This is a genomic window from Afipia sp. GW822-FHT03D08, from assembly GCF_058801645.1.
This window is the reverse complement of sequence record NZ_JBXANK010000001.1, coordinates 2,840,962-2,857,407: the sequence shown is the minus strand read 5'-3', so window position 1 is coordinate 2,857,407 and position 16,446 is coordinate 2,840,962. Positions and strand designations below refer to the sequence as shown.

17 protein-coding genes are annotated in these 16,446 nt (G+C 62.6%); 11 read left to right on the top strand and 6 right to left on the bottom strand.

Annotation, left to right across the window (positions count from 1 at the left end):
* The first annotated feature begins 99 nt into the window (after nucleotides 1-99).
* Nucleotides 100-1,191: a heat-inducible transcriptional repressor HrcA gene (hrcA, locus tag AC1RM7_RS14125; protein ID WP_006023336.1), complete on the top strand. Its 1,092-nt coding sequence runs from the start codon at nucleotides 100-102 to the stop codon at nucleotides 1,189-1,191.
* 90 nt (nucleotides 1,192-1,281) lie between these two features.
* Entirely contained in the window at nucleotides 1,282-1,875 is a 594-nt protein-coding gene (gene grpE / locus AC1RM7_RS14120; protein WP_006023337.1) for a nucleotide exchange factor GrpE, read from the top strand.
* A gap of 6 nt (nucleotides 1,876-1,881) precedes the next feature.
* Here the strand turns inward: grpE and AC1RM7_RS14115 are convergent, their stop codons facing one another.
* Nucleotides 1,882-2,814: a hypothetical protein gene (locus AC1RM7_RS14115; RefSeq protein ID WP_024921065.1), complete on the bottom strand. Its 933-nt coding sequence runs from the start codon at nucleotides 2,812-2,814 to the stop codon at nucleotides 1,882-1,884.
* A gap of 343 nt (nucleotides 2,815-3,157) precedes the next feature.
* Between AC1RM7_RS14115 and dnaK the strand changes: the two genes are divergently transcribed.
* The 6 genes from dnaK (at nucleotide 3,158) to AC1RM7_RS14085 (ending at nucleotide 8,794) form a co-directional block, all read left to right on the top strand.
* Nucleotides 3,158-5,059 carry a molecular chaperone DnaK gene (gene dnaK / locus AC1RM7_RS14110; protein ID WP_024921066.1) on the top strand — a complete coding sequence of 634 codons (1,902 nt, stop codon included), beginning with the start codon at nucleotides 3,158-3,160 and terminating at the stop codon, nucleotides 5,057-5,059.
* Nucleotides 5,060-5,149: 90 nt separating this feature from the next.
* Nucleotides 5,150-6,286 carry a molecular chaperone DnaJ gene (gene dnaJ, locus AC1RM7_RS14105; RefSeq protein WP_024921067.1) on the top strand — a complete coding sequence of 379 codons (1,137 nt, stop codon included), beginning with the start codon at nucleotides 5,150-5,152 and terminating at the stop codon, nucleotides 6,284-6,286.
* A 100-nt stretch (nucleotides 6,287-6,386) separates the two neighbouring features.
* Complete coding sequence (locus tag AC1RM7_RS14100; protein ID WP_006023341.1) at nucleotides 6,387-6,986, top strand: class I SAM-dependent methyltransferase; 600 nt, start codon at nucleotides 6,387-6,389, stop codon at nucleotides 6,984-6,986.
* A gap of 190 nt (nucleotides 6,987-7,176) precedes the next feature.
* Nucleotides 7,177-7,758, top strand: a complete 582-nt coding sequence (locus AC1RM7_RS14095) for an NADPH-dependent FMN reductase (protein WP_024921068.1) — start codon at nucleotides 7,177-7,179, stop codon at nucleotides 7,756-7,758.
* A gap of 6 nt (nucleotides 7,759-7,764) precedes the next feature.
* The gene (gene pyrF / locus AC1RM7_RS14090) at nucleotides 7,765-8,472 is read left to right on the top strand and encodes an orotidine-5'-phosphate decarboxylase (protein ID WP_024921069.1); all 708 of its coding nucleotides are present in this window, start codon (nucleotides 7,765-7,767) and stop codon (nucleotides 8,470-8,472) included.
* A 16-nt stretch (nucleotides 8,473-8,488) separates the two neighbouring features.
* Nucleotides 8,489-8,794 (top strand): DUF1330 domain-containing protein, encoded by a 306-nt coding sequence (locus AC1RM7_RS14085; RefSeq protein ID WP_024921070.1) that lies wholly within the window; start codon nucleotides 8,489-8,491, stop codon nucleotides 8,792-8,794.
* A 154-nt stretch (nucleotides 8,795-8,948) separates the two neighbouring features.
* Here AC1RM7_RS14085 and AC1RM7_RS14080 read toward each other — a convergent pair whose 3' ends face one another.
* Nucleotides 8,949-9,941: a hypothetical protein gene (locus AC1RM7_RS14080; RefSeq protein ID WP_492837584.1), complete on the bottom strand. Its 993-nt coding sequence runs from the start codon at nucleotides 9,939-9,941 to the stop codon at nucleotides 8,949-8,951.
* A gap of 186 nt (nucleotides 9,942-10,127) precedes the next feature.
* On the opposite strand from AC1RM7_RS14080, the gene dapB reads away from it, so the two are divergent.
* Nucleotides 10,128-10,943, top strand: coding sequence for a 4-hydroxy-tetrahydrodipicolinate reductase (dapB, locus tag AC1RM7_RS14075; RefSeq protein WP_006023346.1), 816 nt, complete (start codon nucleotides 10,128-10,130; stop codon nucleotides 10,941-10,943).
* Nucleotides 10,944-10,971: 28 nt separating this feature from the next.
* Nucleotides 10,972-11,595: a 2,3-bisphosphoglycerate-dependent phosphoglycerate mutase gene (locus AC1RM7_RS14070; RefSeq protein ID WP_006023347.1), complete on the top strand. Its 624-nt coding sequence runs from the start codon at nucleotides 10,972-10,974 to the stop codon at nucleotides 11,593-11,595.
* 179 nt (nucleotides 11,596-11,774) lie between these two features.
* On the opposite strand, the gene AC1RM7_RS14065 is transcribed toward AC1RM7_RS14070, so the two are convergent.
* Entirely contained in the window at nucleotides 11,775-12,683 is a 909-nt protein-coding gene (locus AC1RM7_RS14065) for a methylated-DNA--[protein]-cysteine S-methyltransferase (protein WP_006023348.1), read from the bottom strand.
* A 95-nt stretch (nucleotides 12,684-12,778) separates the two neighbouring features.
* Nucleotides 12,779-13,303 (bottom strand): DUF2244 domain-containing protein, encoded by a 525-nt coding sequence (locus tag AC1RM7_RS14060; RefSeq protein ID WP_024921072.1) that lies wholly within the window; start codon nucleotides 13,301-13,303, stop codon nucleotides 12,779-12,781.
* A 22-nt stretch (nucleotides 13,304-13,325) separates the two neighbouring features.
* Between AC1RM7_RS14060 and nth the strand changes: the two genes are divergently transcribed.
* Complete coding sequence (gene nth, locus AC1RM7_RS14055; protein ID WP_492837587.1) at nucleotides 13,326-14,093, top strand: endonuclease III; 768 nt, start codon at nucleotides 13,326-13,328, stop codon at nucleotides 14,091-14,093.
* A 129-nt stretch (nucleotides 14,094-14,222) separates the two neighbouring features.
* Here the strand turns inward: nth and AC1RM7_RS14050 are convergent, their stop codons facing one another.
* Both AC1RM7_RS14050 and AC1RM7_RS14045 read right to left on the bottom strand, forming a co-directional pair.
* Entirely contained in the window at nucleotides 14,223-14,975 is a 753-nt protein-coding gene (locus tag AC1RM7_RS14050; protein WP_024921074.1) for a sulfate transporter family protein, read from the bottom strand.
* A 257-nt stretch (nucleotides 14,976-15,232) separates the two neighbouring features.
* The gene (locus AC1RM7_RS14045) at nucleotides 15,233-16,117 is read right to left on the bottom strand and encodes a YiiX/YebB-like N1pC/P60 family cysteine hydrolase (protein ID WP_024921075.1); all 885 of its coding nucleotides are present in this window, start codon (nucleotides 16,115-16,117) and stop codon (nucleotides 15,233-15,235) included.
* Nucleotides 16,118-16,446: the final 329 nt, after the last annotated feature.

Genomic DNA, 16,446 nt, shown 5'->3' with positions numbered 1-16,446 from the left:
GCAGCGGCAAGGGAAGATAAGGATGTTCGCAGAATGCGGCTTGTCATCGTCCCGCGGCATGGACAATTGTAACAGGAACAACCAGTTTGGAGCCCGATTTTGGCCCACCATGACCCGATAGGCCATCTGATCACGCCGAACGCCGGACTGGCGCAGCTCAACGAGCGGTCGCGGGATATCTTCCGCCAGATCGTCGAGAGCTATCTGGCCACTGGCGAGCCGGTGGGTTCACGCAACATCTCGCGCCTTATCACGATGCCGCTGTCTCCGGCCTCGGTGCGCAACGTGATGTCGGATCTCGAGCAGTTGGGACTGATCTACGCGCCGCACACCTCCGCGGGCCGGCTGCCGACCGAACTCGGCCTCCGCTTTTTCGTCGATGCGCTGATGCAGGTCGGGGATCTGACCGAGCCGGAGCGGCAGTCGATCGAAAGCCAGCTTAAATCCGTCGGCGGAGCAACGTCAGTCGAAGCCGCGCTGAGCGAAGCGCTGACACGGCTGTCGGGTCTGACCCGCGCAGCCGCCGTGGTCCTTACGCAGAAGTCGAATGTGCGGCTCAAGCATATCGAATTCGTGCGGCTGGAACCGACGCAGGCGCTGGTCGTGCTGGTGGCCGAAGACGGCCAGGTCGAAAATCGCGTGCTGACGCTGCAGCCGGGCGTGCCGTCGTCGGCGCTGACCGAAGCCTCGAATTTTCTCAACGCCAGGATTCGCGGGCGCACATTGGCGGAGGCGCGCAGCGAACTCGAAGCCGCGCTGACGGCGGGACGCAGCGAACTCGATCAACTCACGCAGAAGGTGATCGCGGCGGGTATCGCGAGCTGGTCCGGCGGCGCCAGCGATGAGCGGCAACTGATCGTTCGCGGTCACGCCAATCTGCTGGAAGATCTTCACGCGATGGAGGATCTCGAGCGGGTGCGGCTGCTGTTCGACGACCTTGAAGCCAAGAAAGGCGTGATCGATCTGCTTGGCCGCGCGGAACGCGCCGACGGAGTGCGCATTTTCATCGGCTCCGAGAACAAGCTGTTCTCACTGTCCGGTTCCTCGACCATCATCGCGCCCTATCGCGATGGCGCGGGTCATATCGTCGGCGTGCTCGGCGTCATCGGCCCGACCCGGCTGAACTATGCGCGGGTCATCCCGACAGTCGATTACGCCGCCCGGATCGTCAGCCAGCTGATCGGCAAATAGTGCGTTTGCGCTTGATTTTCCGCCTCTAAAGCACGATATGCGGGCTAACAATCCCACATGACGACGACGATTTGCTGAAAAGGGTAAGCAATGGCCAATTCCAATGGGCAAAAGGAACCGCAGGACGCGTCGGCGCCGGAACCGGCGAACGACAAGGAGCCCGTGGTCTCAAAGCCGTACGTGATGCCCGACGATCCCGAGGAGGGTTCGGTCGAAGCGCTCACCAAGGAGGTGGCCGAGGCCAAGGACCGGATGCTGCGCACGCTCGCGGAGATGGAAAATCTGCGCAAGCGGACCCAGCGTGAAGTCGCCGACGCGCGGACCTATGGCATCACGGCTTTCGCGCGCGACGTGCTCGACATCGCCGACAATCTGCAGCGGGCGCTGGATGCCGTGCCGATGGAAGCCCGCGAAGCCGCCGATCCCGGCCTCAAGGCGCTGATCGAGGGCGTCGAGCTGACCGAGAAGTCGCTGCACAAGGCGCTCGAGAAAAACGGCGTGCAGAAGCTTGAACCGCTCGGTGAGAAGTTCAATCCGAACTTCCATCAGGCGATGTATGAGGTGCCGGATTCCTCGGTGCCGGCGGGCACTGTCGTGCAGGTCGTGCAGGGCGGGTACACCATCGGCGAACGCGTGCTGCGTCCGGCGCTGGTCGCTGTCTCCAAGGGCGGCGCGAAGAACTAGCGTCTGCTAACGCGGATCGATGCCGTCCCGGACTGCGCGGAATCGCGGGAACGCTTTCGGCCATTCCTCACGGGTCGCGCTTGCGATAATCCGCAGCGATGATCCGCCGCCGAATCTCAGCCACTGCACCACGGTCACCGGCGTGTCGTTCTTGCCTGCCACGGCTTCGATCCGTGTTTCGAATCCGGGTGTGCCTTCGATCCGCATCGGCTCGTTCGAGATGATGCGCGCATTGCGAATGCCGGGAATCGCGGCTGCGGCCTGTTGGGCAAAGCGCCCGCGATCTTCCGGCGAGGACGGACCAGACGCCGTCAGGCCGATCACCATGTAGGGCGCACCATCGAGGGTGGTGTCCTCGGTGCCGTCGGTCAGCAGGATCGAGGAGCGCGGCGCCAGGGTTCGAACGGTTTTGAAATCGCTGAGCTCGCCGATCTTGAACGGCATCAGGCTGAGCTGTTCCTCGGTCGGCACTTCGTTGCGCAGCGTCGCAGAGGCGAACATCTTGCGCATGGCCTCATCTGAGAGAGGCTTGGCGGCATCCTCGCGGGCCTGCGCGATGATGTAGCCGGTGAATTTCTCCCCGGAGATGATGACCGAGTACATCTTGATCGTGGTCGCGCCATCCTTGCCGGTATCGGACGTGATGAACGCCTTGCCGGCCGCGGTTTCGAAAGCCTCCGGCTTCGATCCTGTGGTTGTGGGCTTGCCCTCCTTCACAGCGGATTCGACTGCGGCGAACGCTGCGGGAGGTATCTCGGCGACGCCGACCTTGACCTTCTGATCCGCGGATTCGAACCCCAGAAAATCCTTGGCCACGGTGAGCCCTTCGGCGGGCACCAGCCCGACGCGTGCCCCCGATGGGAACACCGGATCGGCGGCCAGGGCCGGAGATGCGACAGCGATAAAGACAACGGCGAGAAGGCGGACGATTGTTTTCATGAAGCCTGACTGATGTCGTATTGAGGCCGTTCGATGGTTGGGAACGGCGGGGTGGTCTCGTTTTCGAGGCCCTGACTGTTTCCGCGCCGGGCCAACAGATCAAGGCCCGAATCGTTGCAAATTGACGCATTCGCCGTTGCTTCCCGTGCCCGGAGGGCGGGTCTGTGGCGGGCGCAAAAATTCATTTTCCCGGCTGTTTACAAGGGCCGGTCCTTGCGGCCCCATGCCCCCCTCCTATATGAGGCGGAGCGTCGCGACGTCGCGAACATTTGATATTGGGGGTTTGGATTGGTGCGCCGTCAGGGCCCAGCCAACCTGCCGCAAAAAGAAGGACTAGAGGACCATGGGAAAGGTCATTGGGATCGATCTCGGCACCACGAATTCGTGCGTTGCCGTGATGGACGGCAAATCGCCGAAAGTTATCGAGAATGCCGAGGGCATGCGGACGACACCGTCCATCGTTGCCTTCACTGACGACGGCGAACGCCTCGTCGGCCAGCCCGCCAAGCGCCAGGCTGTTACCAATCCGGAAAACACCATCTTCGCAGTCAAGCGCCTCATCGGCCGCCGCTACGACGATCCGACGGTCGAAAAGGACAAGAAGCTTGTCCCCTACAAGATCGTAAAGGCTTCCAACGGCGACGCCTGGGTCGAGGCCGACGGCCAGACCTACTCGCCCTCGCAGGTCTCCGCTTTCATTCTTCAGAAGATGAAAGAGACCGCGGAAGCTCATCTCGGCCAGAAGGTCGATCAGGCGGTCATCACCGTTCCGGCCTATTTCAACGACGCCCAGCGTCAGGCCACCAAGGACGCCGGCAAGATCGCCGGCCTTGAAGTGCTGCGCATCATCAACGAGCCGACGGCGGCAGCGCTCGCCTACGGTCTCGACAAGACGAAGAACGGCACCATTGCGGTTTACGACCTCGGCGGCGGCACCTTCGACGTGTCGATCCTCGAGATCGGCGATGGCGTGTTCGAAGTGAAGTCCACCAACGGCGACACGTTCCTCGGCGGTGAAGACTTCGACATGCGCCTCGTCGGCTATCTGGCGGACGAATTCCAGAAGGAGCAGGGCATCAACCTGCGCAACGACAAGCTCGCGTTGCAGCGCCTGAAGGAAGCCGCTGAAAAGGCCAAGATCGAACTGTCGTCGACGACACAGACCGAAATCAACCTGCCGTTCATCACGGCGGACGCTTCCGGTCCGAAGCATCTGACCATGAAGCTCACCCGCGCGAAGTTCGAAGCGCTGGTGGACGATCTGATCCAGAAGACCATCGAGCCGTGCCGCAAGGCGCTGAAGGATGCCGGTCTTTCGGCAGCCGAGATCAACGAAGTCGTTCTGGTCGGCGGCATGACGCGCATGCCGAAGGTGCAGGAAGTCGTGAAGCAGTTGTTCGGCAAGGAGCCGCACAAGGGCGTCAACCCGGATGAAGTCGTTGCCATCGGCGCCGCGATTCAGGCGGGCGTGCTTCAGGGCGACGTCAAGGACGTGCTGCTGCTCGACGTCACGCCGCTCTCGCTCGGCATCGAAACGCTGGGTGGTGTGTTCACGCGTATCATCGAGCGCAACACCACGATCCCGACCAAGAAGAGCCAGGTGTTCTCGACCGCCGAGGACAACCAGGGAGCGGTCACCATTCGCGTGTTCCAGGGTGAACGCGAGATGGCTGCCGACAACAAGATGCTCGGTCAGTTCGACCTGATGGGCATTCCTCCGGCGCCGCGCGGCATGCCGCAGATCGAGGTCACGTTCGACATCGACGCCAACGGCATCGTCAATGTGTCGGCGAAGGACAAGGCGACCAACAAGGAACAGCAGATTCGCATTCAGGCGTCCGGTGGACTGTCGGAAAGCGACATCGAAAAGATGGTCAAGGACGCCGAGGCCAATGCGGCCGAGGACAAGAAGCGCCGCGAGGCGGTCGACGCCAAGAACCATGCCGACGCGCTGGTGCATTCCACCGAGAAGGCGCTGGCCGAGCATGGTACGAAGGTCGGCGAGCCCGAGCGCAAGGCCATCGAAGACGCGCTGGCGGATCTGAAGGAAGCCCTGAAGGGCGACGATGCAGAAGCCATCAAGACGAAGACCAATACCCTCGCTCAGGCTTCGATGAAGCTCGGCGAGGCAATGTACACGCAGCAGGCCGAGGCGGACGCCGCCAAGGATGCTGCGAAGGACGATGTCGTTGACGCCGAGTTTACCGAAGTCGATGACGATAAGACCAACAAGAAGTCCGCGTAACTGTACACGACCGGCCTCCCCTTCAAGGGGAGGCCTTTCGTGGTGAACCGAACCACTCACACATCCAGACTCGCATGACACAGATCAGCCATGTCTAAGGCCTGCTATTATGAGACACTGGAAGTCGAACGTTCTGTCGACGAAGCCGGCCTGAAGTCGGCCTTCCGCAAGCTCGCGATGAAATGGCACCCGGACAAGAATCCGGGCGACCCGTCCTGCGAGCACAAGTTCAAGGAAATCTCCGAGGCCTACGAGATCCTCAAGGACGGCAACAAGCGTGCCGCCTATGATCGCTATGGCCATGCCGCGTTCGAGCAGGGCAATGGCAACGGCCATGCGCACGGCTTCGGCGCGGGCTTTGCGTCTTCTTTCTCCGATATTTTCGAAGACCTGTTCGGCATGGCCGGACAGCGCGGCGGCCGTGGCGGCCGCGAGCGCGGGGCGGACCTGCGCTACAACATGGAAATTACGCTGGAGGAGGCATTCTCCGGCAAGACCGCGCAGATCAACATTCCCGTCGCGGTGACCTGCGAGACATGCTCCGGCACCGGCGCCAAGGCCGGCACCAAGCCGAAGACCTGTTCGATGTGCGGCGGCGCCGGCCGCGTTCGCCAGGCGCAAGGCTTCTTCACGCTGGAGCGCACCTGTCCGGGCTGTCAGGGCCGCGGTCAGATGATCGAGACGCCGTGCGCGTCCTGTTCGGGACAGGGCCGCGTTCAGAAGGAGCGCACGCTGTCGGTCAACATCCCGCAGGGAGTCGAGGACGGCACCCGTATCCGTCTCGCTGGCGAAGGCGAGGCGGGCGTGCAGGGCGGTCCTGCGGGCGATCTCTACATCTTCCTGTCGCTGGCGGCGCACAAGTTCTTCCAGCGCGACGGCGCCGATCTGCATTGCCGCGTTCCGGTGTCGATGGTGACCGCCGCGATGGGCGGCGAGTTCGACGTGCCGACCATCGACAAGGGCAAGACCAAGGTGAAGGTGCCGTCAGGCACCCAGTCCGGCCGCCGCTTCCGCGTCGCCGGCAAAGGCATGCCTGTGCTGCGTTCCCGGCAGACGGGCGACCTGTACGTTCAGGTCGTGGTCGAAACGCCGCAAAATCTGACTAAAAAGCAGAAAGAACTGCTGGCGGAGTTCGAAAAGCTGTCGTCAGGCGACACGCAGCCGGAAGCGGCTGGTTTCTTTAAGATGGTCAAGGACTTCTTCGGAACCCGCGCTAATTCGCCATAGGGCCCCGCGCGACGCGCCCGCTTCTTTTTGCTTGCGTCGATACCCCATTGTGAAGGAAATTTGACGCCTCGCCCCGCCCTGGGGCTCCGTTGGAAGTATCATGGCTCCCCAATCCACTGCGCGCGCGTTGAAAAAGCCGCTTCGTCTCGATGACGAAGTCCGTTTTCTCCGCTCATGGATTGAAAAGCCGCTGCACATGGGTGCGGTGATGCCTTCCAGCAAGGCGCTGGCGCGCACGATGGCGCGTTACGTCGATCCGCATTCCACCGGTCCCGTCATTGAGCTCGGCCCCGGCACCGGTGCGATCACCGACGCGCTGATCGCGCATGGCGTGGCTGAGAAACGCCTCGTGCTGGTTGAGTTCGATCCGGGTTTCTGCGCGCTGCTGCGTGAACGCTATCCGCAGGCGACGGTCATTCAGGGCGATGCCTACAACCTCGACCAGACGTTGGCGGACTGGAAAGAGCCTGCGGCCGCGATGGCTTCGGGCCTGCCACTGGTCACCAAGCCGATGCTGGTCCGCCTCAAGCTGATGCGCGATGCCTTCCAGAAGATGGAGCCGGGCGCGCCCTTCATTCAGTTCACCTACTCGGTGGCTCCGCCGATCCCGAAATCGCTGCCGGGAATTCACACCCAGGCTTCCGAGCGGGTCTGGATGAACCTGCCTCCCGCGCGGGTCTGGGTCTACCGCAAGGGATGATATCCCGACGAGCACGATGTGCTCCCTCTCCCCTGTGGGGAGAGGGTTGGGGTGAGGGGCTCTCAATCTATCGATGGATTCTACGCCCTCACCCGCCGCGCTTCGCGCGTCGACCTCTCCCCACGGGAGAGGTGAAAGTAGACGCTGAACCGGCTTTCCCTTCGTCAGAAAACGCTCTAGGTCTGACGCCATGGCCGCACTGAAAATCCTCGTCATTCCAGGCTCGCTGCGCACCGGCTCGTTCAACGCCCGGCTTGCCGCCGTGGCGGTCAAGGAACTGGCGCTGCTCGATGTCGATGTCACGCTGATCTCGCTCGCTGACTATCCGCTGCCGATCTATGACGGCGACCTTGAAGCGAAATCCGGCGTGCCCGCCAACGCCGTCGATCTCAAGCGCATGATTGGCGCACATCACGGCGTCCTTATCGTCAGCCCGGAATATAATTCGTCGGTGCCGCCGCTTTTGAAGAATGCCATCGACTGGGTGACGCGGGTGCGCGACCGTAACGAGACGTTCGGTCAGGTGTTTCGCGAGCGCGCTTTTGCGATCAGTGCGGCGTCCGACGGAAAATTCGGCGGGCTTCGTGTGCTGATGGCGCTGCGCCAGATTCTGGCGCTGGGCTGCGGCGCGACGGTGGTCCCGAAGCAGATGGGACTGTCGTTTGCCGATCAGGCCTTCGACGACATGGACCGCCTGAAGGATCCGGCCGACGCCGAATTGCTGCGCGGAACCCTGCGCCAGTTGATCGATACCGCCCAGCAGATGATGTGAGACCGCATGAAGCCAGCACATGTTGACACCCGCGACCGGCTGATTGTTGCGCTCGATCTCTCCAGCGTCGAGGCGGCGGAAGCGCTGATCGCGCGACTTGGCGATAGCGTGACCTTCTACAAGGTCGGCTACCAGCTTGGTTACGCCGGCGGGCTGGCGCTGGTGCCGAAACTCGCGGAGCGTGGCAAGAAGGTTTTCGTCGATCTGAAACTGCACGACATCGGCAACACGGTAGCCAAGGGCATCGAGAGCATTGCCAAGTTAGGGGCGACCTTCGCCACGGTGCATGCCTATCCGCAGACCATGCAGGCGGCGGTCGAGGCGCGCGGATCGTCGCTGAAGATTCTCGCGGTTACGGTGCTGACCTCTTACGACGAGGACGATCTGCACGCGGCGGGCTATCGGCTCGGTGTATCGGATCTGGTGGAAGCGCGCGCGCTGCAGGCACAGACTCTCGGCGTCGATGGCCTTGTGTGTTCAGGCGAAGAGGCTGCCACCGTGCGCGGCATTGTCGGTCCGCAGATGGCGCTGGTGACGCCGGGCATTCGCCCCGCAGGCAGCGCGGTGGGCGATCAGAAACGTATCATGACCCCTGCCCGCGCGATCGCTGCCGGTGCGGATTATCTTGTGGTGGGCCGGCCGGTGGTGGAAGCCGCCGATCCGAAGGCGGCGGCGGAAGCGATCGTTTCCGAAATCGCGCAGGCGGGCGGCTAATAAAAAGGAGACAGCAATGGCCAAGGGTTACTGGATTGCGCGGATCGATGTACATGATCTCGATGCCTATCGGCGCGATTATGTCGCGCACAATGGCGCGGTGTTCAAGAAATACGGCGCAAAGTTTCTGGTGCGCGGCGGCACCCATGAAGCCCATGAAGGTCCGGCACGGTCGCGCAATGTTGTGCTCGAATTCAAGGATTATGCGACCGCGCTCGCCTGCTATCACTCGCCGGAATACGCCGCTCTCGTGAAAGCGCGCGCCCCGCATTCCGAGGGCGAGATCGTGATTATCGAAGGCTACGACGGCGAACAGCCGTAAGCTCCACGAGATAAAAACCGAACCGTCATCCTGAGGTACTCGCACTTGCGAGCCTCGAAGGATGACAAGGTAATGCGCCGTCTCCGTTCGAGGCCTCCGCTTCGCTACGGCACCTCAGGATGACGGCGAGAGTCGCGATGACCGTTGACTGCTGCTACTTCCCCATCCCGTTTTCAGGGACGATCAGCGGAATGAATCCGAACACGTTGCTGCTGTCGGGATCGACCACCACGCGCACGGCGTGGACCAGGGTGTCGCCGTAAACCATCAGCTTGTTGACGCCGGGGATCGGCTTGCCCTTGCTGTTGCGCAGCGGCGCGATTGAAAAATAATGTTCGTCGCCGTGAATCAGCAGCACCGGCTTGCCGAAGCTTTTCGCGCCGGCCTCGATGGCGTCGAGCGTATTGATAAAGCCGGACTGGCGCGGCATCGCGCCATTGGGAAAGCGCGACTCGTCGAACTCCGCCTGCACGAAGATCACAACGGCCTTGGCGTTATCGGCGCTTGCCTTGGCGAAGCTCGCATTGATCCAGGCGACATTGGCCTTGTCGCGGGCGAAGAACTCCGGCGCCGCATCGGGGTCCTGCGCCTCGAAGCCGTTGTTCGAGCCGGGCACATGCGCGGTGAAAAACATCACGCCGTTTTTGGCGAACCGGGTGTTCTCCACATAGGTTGAGAATTCCGGCATCAGCAACGCCTGGCTTTCCACATCGAGCGGCGTCTTGCCGAGCGATTTTCCGGGCGTTGCGAAAAACATCTCGCGCAGTTTCGCCAGACGCTCGCGCGGATTGTAGCCGCCAGCAGCCTTGCGATGGCAGTCGAGCCACTCGTTGTCGCCGATGGTGTAAACCAGCGCGCCCTCGAAGGTCTGGATCTGGTCGTAGGATTTTTTCAGGACCTCGTCGCTGCACGGAATCCCGCCGGATTTGATGTCGCCCATATGCAAGGTGAAGGCCGGCTTCAGCGCGTTGACCGCGGCGATCAGCCGGTCAAACTTCGTATAGTCCTCCGGCAGGTTGTAGGGCATGTCGCCGAGCGCCACGAACGAGAACGCGTTGTCGCCGCCGATGTGCTCGGCGGCGGCCGCGGGCATCAACGCGGCGCCGATCATGAGCGTCAGCGCGGAGAGGGCGGGCAGGAAGCGCATGGTGATCGTCCTTCGGGTGGTCTCTGGAATAGGCCGCGCGCGTGACCTTTGCATGACCTCTGCAGGCCGTCGCGCGGTGCTGGCTACAAACCACCTAGTCGCGCGGGCCGGAGTGCGGTTGCCGCCGTGGCTTGGCGCCGCTATACCGCCAAAAGCAAGTTTTGAAACGGGTTTTGAGGGCTGGAAATGGCCGATATGCGCCTGATCGTTGCTGGAGCCGGTGGCCGGATGGGGCGGGCCCTGATCCGCGCCATTGCCGAAACCCCGGGAGCTACGCTGGCCGGGGCACTGGAGGCGCCGGGCTCCGAACTGCTCGGTCAGGATTCCGGCGTACTGGCGGGGCTTGCCCCCAACGGGATCGAATTGTCCGGCGACCTCTGGACCCTGTCGAAGAACGCCGACGGAATCCTCGATTTCACCGTGCCGGCCGCGACCATCGCCAATGTCGCCATCGCGGCCCAGCGCGGCATTGTCCATGTCATCGGCACCACCGGCCTGTCGGCGTCGGACAACGCAGTCATCAAGAGCGTGACCTCGCAGGCGATCGTCGTTCAGTCCGGCAATATGAGCCTCGGGGTCAATCTGCTGGCGGCGCTGGTCAAGCAGGTGGCGAAGTCGCTCGACGAGGATTTCGACATCGAGATTCTTGAAATGCACCACAGGCAGAAGATCGATGCCCCGTCGGGCACCGCCTATCTGCTCGGTCAGGCGGCCGCCGATGGCCGCGGCGTCAATCTCGATCAGCGGTCGGTGCGCGCGCGTGATGGTCATACCGGCGCGCGTATTCCGGGCGACATCGGATTTGCGACCCTGCGCGGCGGCACCGCCACGGGTGATCACACGGTGATTTTCGCCGGGCCTTACGAACGCATCGAACTTGCGCACAAGTCGGAGGATCGCATGATCTTCGCACGCGGCGCGCTGAAGGCGGCGATGTGGGCGCAGGGCAAGAAGCCCGGCTTCTACACCATGGCCGATGTGCTCGGCATCGGCACATCTTGAATTCATCAGCGAAATCGGAATCGAAAGAATGAGCGAACGTCTTCTCGTGCTTGTGCGTCATGGCCAGAGCGAATGGAACCTGAAGAATCTTTTCACCGGCTGGAAAGATCCAGGTCTCACCGAGCTTGGCGTCAAGGAAGCCATCGGCGCCGGCCGCAAGCTGAAAGAGCAGGGACTGACCTTCGATGTCGCCTTCACCTCGGTGCTGACGCGCGCGCAGACCACGCTCGATCTTGCGCTGAAGGAAATGGGCCAGACCGGGATTCCGATCACGCGCAATCTTGCGCTGAACGAACGCGACTACGGCGACCTGTCGGGTCTCAACAAGGACGACGCCCGCGCCAAGTGGGGCGAGGAGCAGGTGCTGATCTGGCGGCGGTCTTACGACGTGCCGCCTCCGGGCGGCGAGAGCCTGAAGGACACGCTGGCGCGCACGCTGCCTTACTATGTGCAGGAGATTCTGCCCTGCGTGCTGCGCGGCCAGCGTACGCTGGTCGCGGCGCACGGCAACTCGCTGCGGGCGCTGATCATGGTGCTGGAAAAGCTGACGCCGGACCAGATTCTCAAGCGCGAGCTCGGCACCGGCGCGCCGGTCGTCTATCGCCTCAACCCGGATTCGACCGTGGCGTCGGTGAAGGATCTGGCGGGGTAAGGCCGTCGTCATTGCTGAATGTGTGTCCCGGGCGCAGCGCAGCACTCTTGTGATGCGCTGCTGAACCGGGACCGTTGCAAGTGCTGAGTCTGTTACGGTCCCGGCTCTGCGGAGCAGCGCAAGGGCGCTGCACCGCGTCCGGGACAAGAACCCTTTTCCCACCAAGGGAGGGGGAATAATTACAGGCCCGCCGCCTGTCCGCTTTCCCAGCCGAGCATCGCGCGCTTGCGCGTGATGCCCCAGTGATAGCCGGTGAGCGCGCCGCTCTTGCCGATCACCCGGTGGCACGGCACCACGAACGAGATCGGATTCCGGCCGACGGCTGCGCCGACCGCGCGCGACGCCTTCGGTGAGGAAATCTTGCACGCGACATCCGAATAGGTGGTGGCGCGGCCCATCGGAATCTTCAGCAGCGTCTCCCAGACCCGGACCTCGAAGTCGGTACCGATCAGCACCACGCGCAGCGGCTGGTCTTCGCGCCATTGCGAGGAATCGAAAATCCGTTTCGCCAAAGGCGCGGTCTCGGCGAACGATTCGATGTAGGTCGCCAGCGGCCAGCGCCGCTGCATATCGGCCAGCGCCGGCATTTCCTCGCCTTCGTCGGCGAACGCCAGACCTGCAAGCCCGCGCTCGCTGGCGATAATCACCGCCATGCCGAACGGCGAGGGATGGAAGCCGTAGCGCAGCGTCATGCCTTCGCCGCCCTTTTTCCACTCGCCCGGCGACATCGCTTCGTGGGTCACGAACAGATCATGCAGCCGTCCCGGACCGGACAGACCGGAGTCATACGCGGCATCGAGCACACTGGCGGAATCGCGCAGCAGCCGCTTGGCGTGGTCGAGCGTCAGCGCCTGCATGAAGTCCTTCGGCGTCAGTCCCGCCCAGCGCCGGAACAGATGATGCAGTTCATCGGGTGTCAGATGCGCGGCGTCGGCCATCGCCTCGATGGTCGGCTGGGTGCGCCACTGCTCGGAGATGAATCCGATGGCGCGGCGCACCGAATCGTAGTCGCGCAGTGCCGCGCCCTGCTTGGACGGCTTTGCGAGTTTAAGATCGGTGAGCATGGATTTCATTGCGGTGTTCATCATGGCGGCATCCGTTATGCGGTGTCCATCATGATGCGGATCTAGGCTGTTCGTGGTGGTGAAACCACCCGATTCCTGCCGGCGGTTCGGGCGAGCGATCAGGTGACCGGATTGAGCGTGGGCCCGCGTTTGGCGGCCTGGAGCGCCGTCGTTAAAGCTTTGGCGAAGCTGGCTTTTTCATCCGGGCCGAGAAAGCTTCCGATCGAGAGCCGCCGTCCGCGCGAGACGAGGTAGAGCTTCTCGATGCCGAATTCGGCGTGCGATTTCTGCTCGAGCTGGACCCACAGCGGATTGAGCGTCCATTCGACAACATGCCCGCGATGGCTGATGCGCCGGACGCGGATTTCATACGGCGTGACGACAATGTCTTCGATGGCGTCGGCGCGGCGGAAGTTCAGCTTGAACGCCCAATAGATGATCAGCGCGTCGAGCCCGAAGAAGGCGAACACCGGCCACGCGCCCATCATCAGGAACATGATGCCGGCCGCGAAACTGACGGCGATGACAAATCCCATCAGCACCAGAAAGCCGTGGCGGCTGAGCGAACGATGGGGTGTCAGCCGCGCGCTGAATAGCGGTGCGTCCGCGATCTGCTCAGGATCAAAATCGTTGCGCTCATCCATGGCGCCTCACTATACCGGGAACATGGCAAAAAAGGCGATCACGTCCCGTTCAAAATCCAAGGCAGGTCCGGCCGGACGGGTGTCAAAGGCTACCAAGCCGAAACTCAAGCCAGGCAAGCTTAAGCCAACAAAGTTTAAGCCAACAAATTTTAAGCCCTGGACCGAGGCCGAGGTGGTCGAAGCCTTTACCCGCTTCCGCAACGCCAACCCCGAACCAAAGGGCGAGCTCGAACACCTCAATCCTTATACGCTGCTGGTGGCGGTGGCGCTGTCGGCGCAGGCGACCGACGTTGGCGTCAACAAGGCGACGCGGCATCTGTTCCCGGTGGCCGCCACGCCGGAGAAAATGGTGGTGCTCGGCGAGGAGAGGCTGCGCGACTACATCAAGACCATCGGCCTCTATCGCACCAAGGCGAAGAATGTCATTGCCCTCTCGGAACAGTTGATCGCGCTGCACGGCAGTCAGGTGCCGCGCGATCGCGCCGCGCTGGAAGCGCTGCCGGGGGTCGGACGCAAGACCGCCAACGTCGTGCTCAACATCGCGTTCGGCGAGCCGACCATCGCCGTCGACACCCATCTGTTTCGCGTCGGCAACCGCACGGGATTGGCGCCCGGCAAGACGCCGCTCGAAGTTGAGTTGGGATTGCTCGAGATCGTGCCGCCGCAGTTCGCACGCCACGCCCATCACTGGCTGATCCTGCACGGCCGCTACACCTGCGTCGCACGCAAGCCGCGCTGCGAGGTGTGCATCATCAACGATCTGTGCCGATGGCCGGAGAAGACTGTTTGATCTTTTTCACCTCTCCCCGCACGCGGGGAGAGGTCGGACCGTGAAACGGTCCGGGTGAGGGGCATCTCATCGGATCAGCCCCTCACCCCGACCCTCTCCCCGTAAGAACGGGGCGAGGGAGAAGGGGGTTCACACGCTCGGCACGCGCGTTGGCCGCACCGGTTCGAGCAGCTCGGGCCGGGGGCCGGACAGCCGCTTGTGCATGTGGACCATGAAGGCCATGCCGAACAGCGGCGTCGCCAGATTCACGATCGGGATCGAGACGAAGGCGGCAATGAACAGTCCGGCCGTGAAGACGGTCGCGCCGTTCTGCTTGCGCAGCAGCTTGGCTTCCTCCGGTGTGCGGAAGCGCATCGCGGCGAGTTCGAAATACTCGCGGCCGAGCAGCCACGCTGTGGCAATGAAGAACACAATGAAGCCGGCACCCGCGAGCAGCACGAACGGCAGCGCGATCAGGTAGACCAGCACGGTCAGCAGCGCGGTCTTCGAGCCTTCTGTGATGGCGAGGCCGATCGGCAGCGCCTTGCCCGGCTTTTCCGCCGGATAGTGTTCGCGCTCGACAATGTCGGCGACGTCGTCGACGAACACGCTGGCGACCAGCGAGGTGATCGCGGGCATCAGGAACACAGCGCCGACCACAACGCCGAGGCCGGTGGCGATCGAGACAATCCATGTGAGAATACTGATGAGGGTATGATAATCGGAGCCGACCATGGTCTCGGCCCATAGTCCGCCCGATCCTGCGAGCCAGCTCAGCAGCCGTTGCAGCGCCGCCGCAGCGACGACAATCAGCACCAGCGCCAGACCGACCGACTTCCACAGGATGGAACGCATCGGCGGCGACAGGATCTGGGACAACGCCTTGAGCGCGGCGTCGAGCATGGGCAACCCTCCGAAAGAACCCCAAGAAAACCAGACCCAGTTAGATACGGCAAATGGGTTCGGCAAGTGGCGGGATCGGCAGGCGGCGTTCTCACGCGGAAATTTTTTAGTTAAGCTGTCATTCCGGACAGCCGCATCGCGGCTGATCCGGAATCCAGAAGGGGTCATCGGAAATAATTTAGGGATTCCGGGCTCGCTCGCGAATGCTCGCGCCCCGGAATGACGACTAGCCAGAGCGCTCGAGATCGGATTCCGGCTCAGGCCGCGAGTTCGCGCGCCGGTTCGCGTTTCGGCGAATCCTGCTCAAACGGCGCAACAGGCGCGAGCGGTGCTTCTGACGTCTCGAAGACTCCCTCTGGAAAGGGATCGGTTTCGTCCGCCACCTCCGGGGACGGCTTGGTCGTGTCGGCCCAGTGCAGCGCCGTGTAGTCGAATCCGCGGACAATGGTCGGCTTGACGATCTCGAAATAGGGCGAGATGTCGAAGTCGCGTGGCATGTAGAGCGAGGAATCGCGAATGTGCAGGATTTCGCGGCGCGCCTGGCGGCTCGCGGCCTGCGTGATCTTCGGCAGGATCGGATAGCGCACCGCGCCGAAAGCCTGCGCGATCAGCGCCGAGCAGATGATCTTGGTCGGATCGCCCGAACCCAGCGAGATCATGCGCCGCCGCCAGCGCTGCGGGATCGGCAGCGGGATCAGGTAGCGCATCAGATCCAGAATATTCTTGGTGTCGTAGCCGAAGCCGACGCGATTGATCGCGTAGCGGCAGACCGTGGTGCGATCCTCATAGGACAGACCGACGGGACGGCAGAGGCGGGTATGATAGGGATAGTATTTCGAGAGCGGCGCGGTGGTGACGCCTTCGCCGATATTTGCCTCGATCAGCACATGCGGTTCGCCATCGGGCTCGTTCGCGCCATCGATCGGACCGACATACAGCGCGGCGTGGGACCATGTCGACTGGGTGAGATACTTGATGATGCCGGAGACGCGATTGTTTCCCTCGACCAGCAGCACGTCGCCAGCCTCGATCAGGCCGCGGAGCCGCTCCGGATCGCTTGGCGTGAAAGGCTCATAGCCCGGAACCTCTTTCTGGAGGTAACCGGCAATGATCTTGCCGACAGTATCGAGTACGAAGCCCATGGTGTTCTTCCCCCCGAGCGGCGCATTCGGGCCGCTTTCTTGTTGGCTTATTGTTGTCGAAAGCAATTTCAATTTAGTTCATGCGTCAAGCCTGCCACTCATCAAACATTCACCATGACCGTTGCCGCAAGGCCTCCAATGCGGCAAGTTCTGGTGTCTCGAATCCGAAGTTCGCTGAATTGCGCGGCACGGCCGGAGCGAGCCTCAGATTCGAAGGACACCAGCAAATATATGATTCCAGTATGGTTTCGGCTCGCAAGTCCGCATAAGAAGCTGCAGCGCACGTGGTGCGGGCTTGTGAACCACCACGCTGGGATGTTCTCGCTTTT

Coding starts and splice junctions, on each gene's coding strand:
- grpE (WP_006023337.1), top strand. CDS start 1,282: ATGGCCAATTCCAATGGGCAAAAGGAACCGCAGGACGCGTCGGCGCCG.
- AC1RM7_RS14115 (WP_024921065.1), bottom strand. CDS start 2,814: ATGAAAACAATCGTCCGCCTTCTCGCCGTTGTCTTTATCGCTGTCGCA.
- dnaK (WP_024921066.1), top strand. CDS start 3,158: ATGGGAAAGGTCATTGGGATCGATCTCGGCACCACGAATTCGTGCGTT.
- dnaJ (WP_024921067.1), top strand. CDS start 5,150: ATGTCTAAGGCCTGCTATTATGAGACACTGGAAGTCGAACGTTCTGTC.
- AC1RM7_RS14100 (WP_006023341.1), top strand. CDS start 6,387: ATGGCTCCCCAATCCACTGCGCGCGCGTTGAAAAAGCCGCTTCGTCTC.
- AC1RM7_RS14095 (WP_024921068.1), top strand. CDS start 7,177: ATGGCCGCACTGAAAATCCTCGTCATTCCAGGCTCGCTGCGCACCGGC.
- pyrF (WP_024921069.1), top strand. CDS start 7,765: ATGAAGCCAGCACATGTTGACACCCGCGACCGGCTGATTGTTGCGCTC.
- AC1RM7_RS14085 (WP_024921070.1), top strand. CDS start 8,489: ATGGCCAAGGGTTACTGGATTGCGCGGATCGATGTACATGATCTCGAT.
- AC1RM7_RS14080 (WP_492837584.1), bottom strand. CDS start 9,941: ATGCGCTTCCTGCCCGCCCTCTCCGCGCTGACGCTCATGATCGGCGCC.
- dapB (WP_006023346.1), top strand. CDS start 10,128: ATGGCCGATATGCGCCTGATCGTTGCTGGAGCCGGTGGCCGGATGGGG.
- AC1RM7_RS14070 (WP_006023347.1), top strand. CDS start 10,972: ATGAGCGAACGTCTTCTCGTGCTTGTGCGTCATGGCCAGAGCGAATGG.
- AC1RM7_RS14065 (WP_006023348.1), bottom strand. CDS start 12,683: ATGATGAACACCGCAATGAAATCCATGCTCACCGATCTTAAACTCGCA.
- AC1RM7_RS14060 (WP_024921072.1), bottom strand. CDS start 13,303: ATGGATGAGCGCAACGATTTTGATCCTGAGCAGATCGCGGACGCACCG.
- nth (WP_492837587.1), top strand. CDS start 13,326: ATGGCAAAAAAGGCGATCACGTCCCGTTCAAAATCCAAGGCAGGTCCG.
- AC1RM7_RS14050 (WP_024921074.1), bottom strand. CDS start 14,975: ATGCTCGACGCCGCGCTCAAGGCGTTGTCCCAGATCCTGTCGCCGCCG.
- AC1RM7_RS14045 (WP_024921075.1), bottom strand. CDS start 16,117: ATGGGCTTCGTACTCGATACTGTCGGCAAGATCATTGCCGGTTACCTC.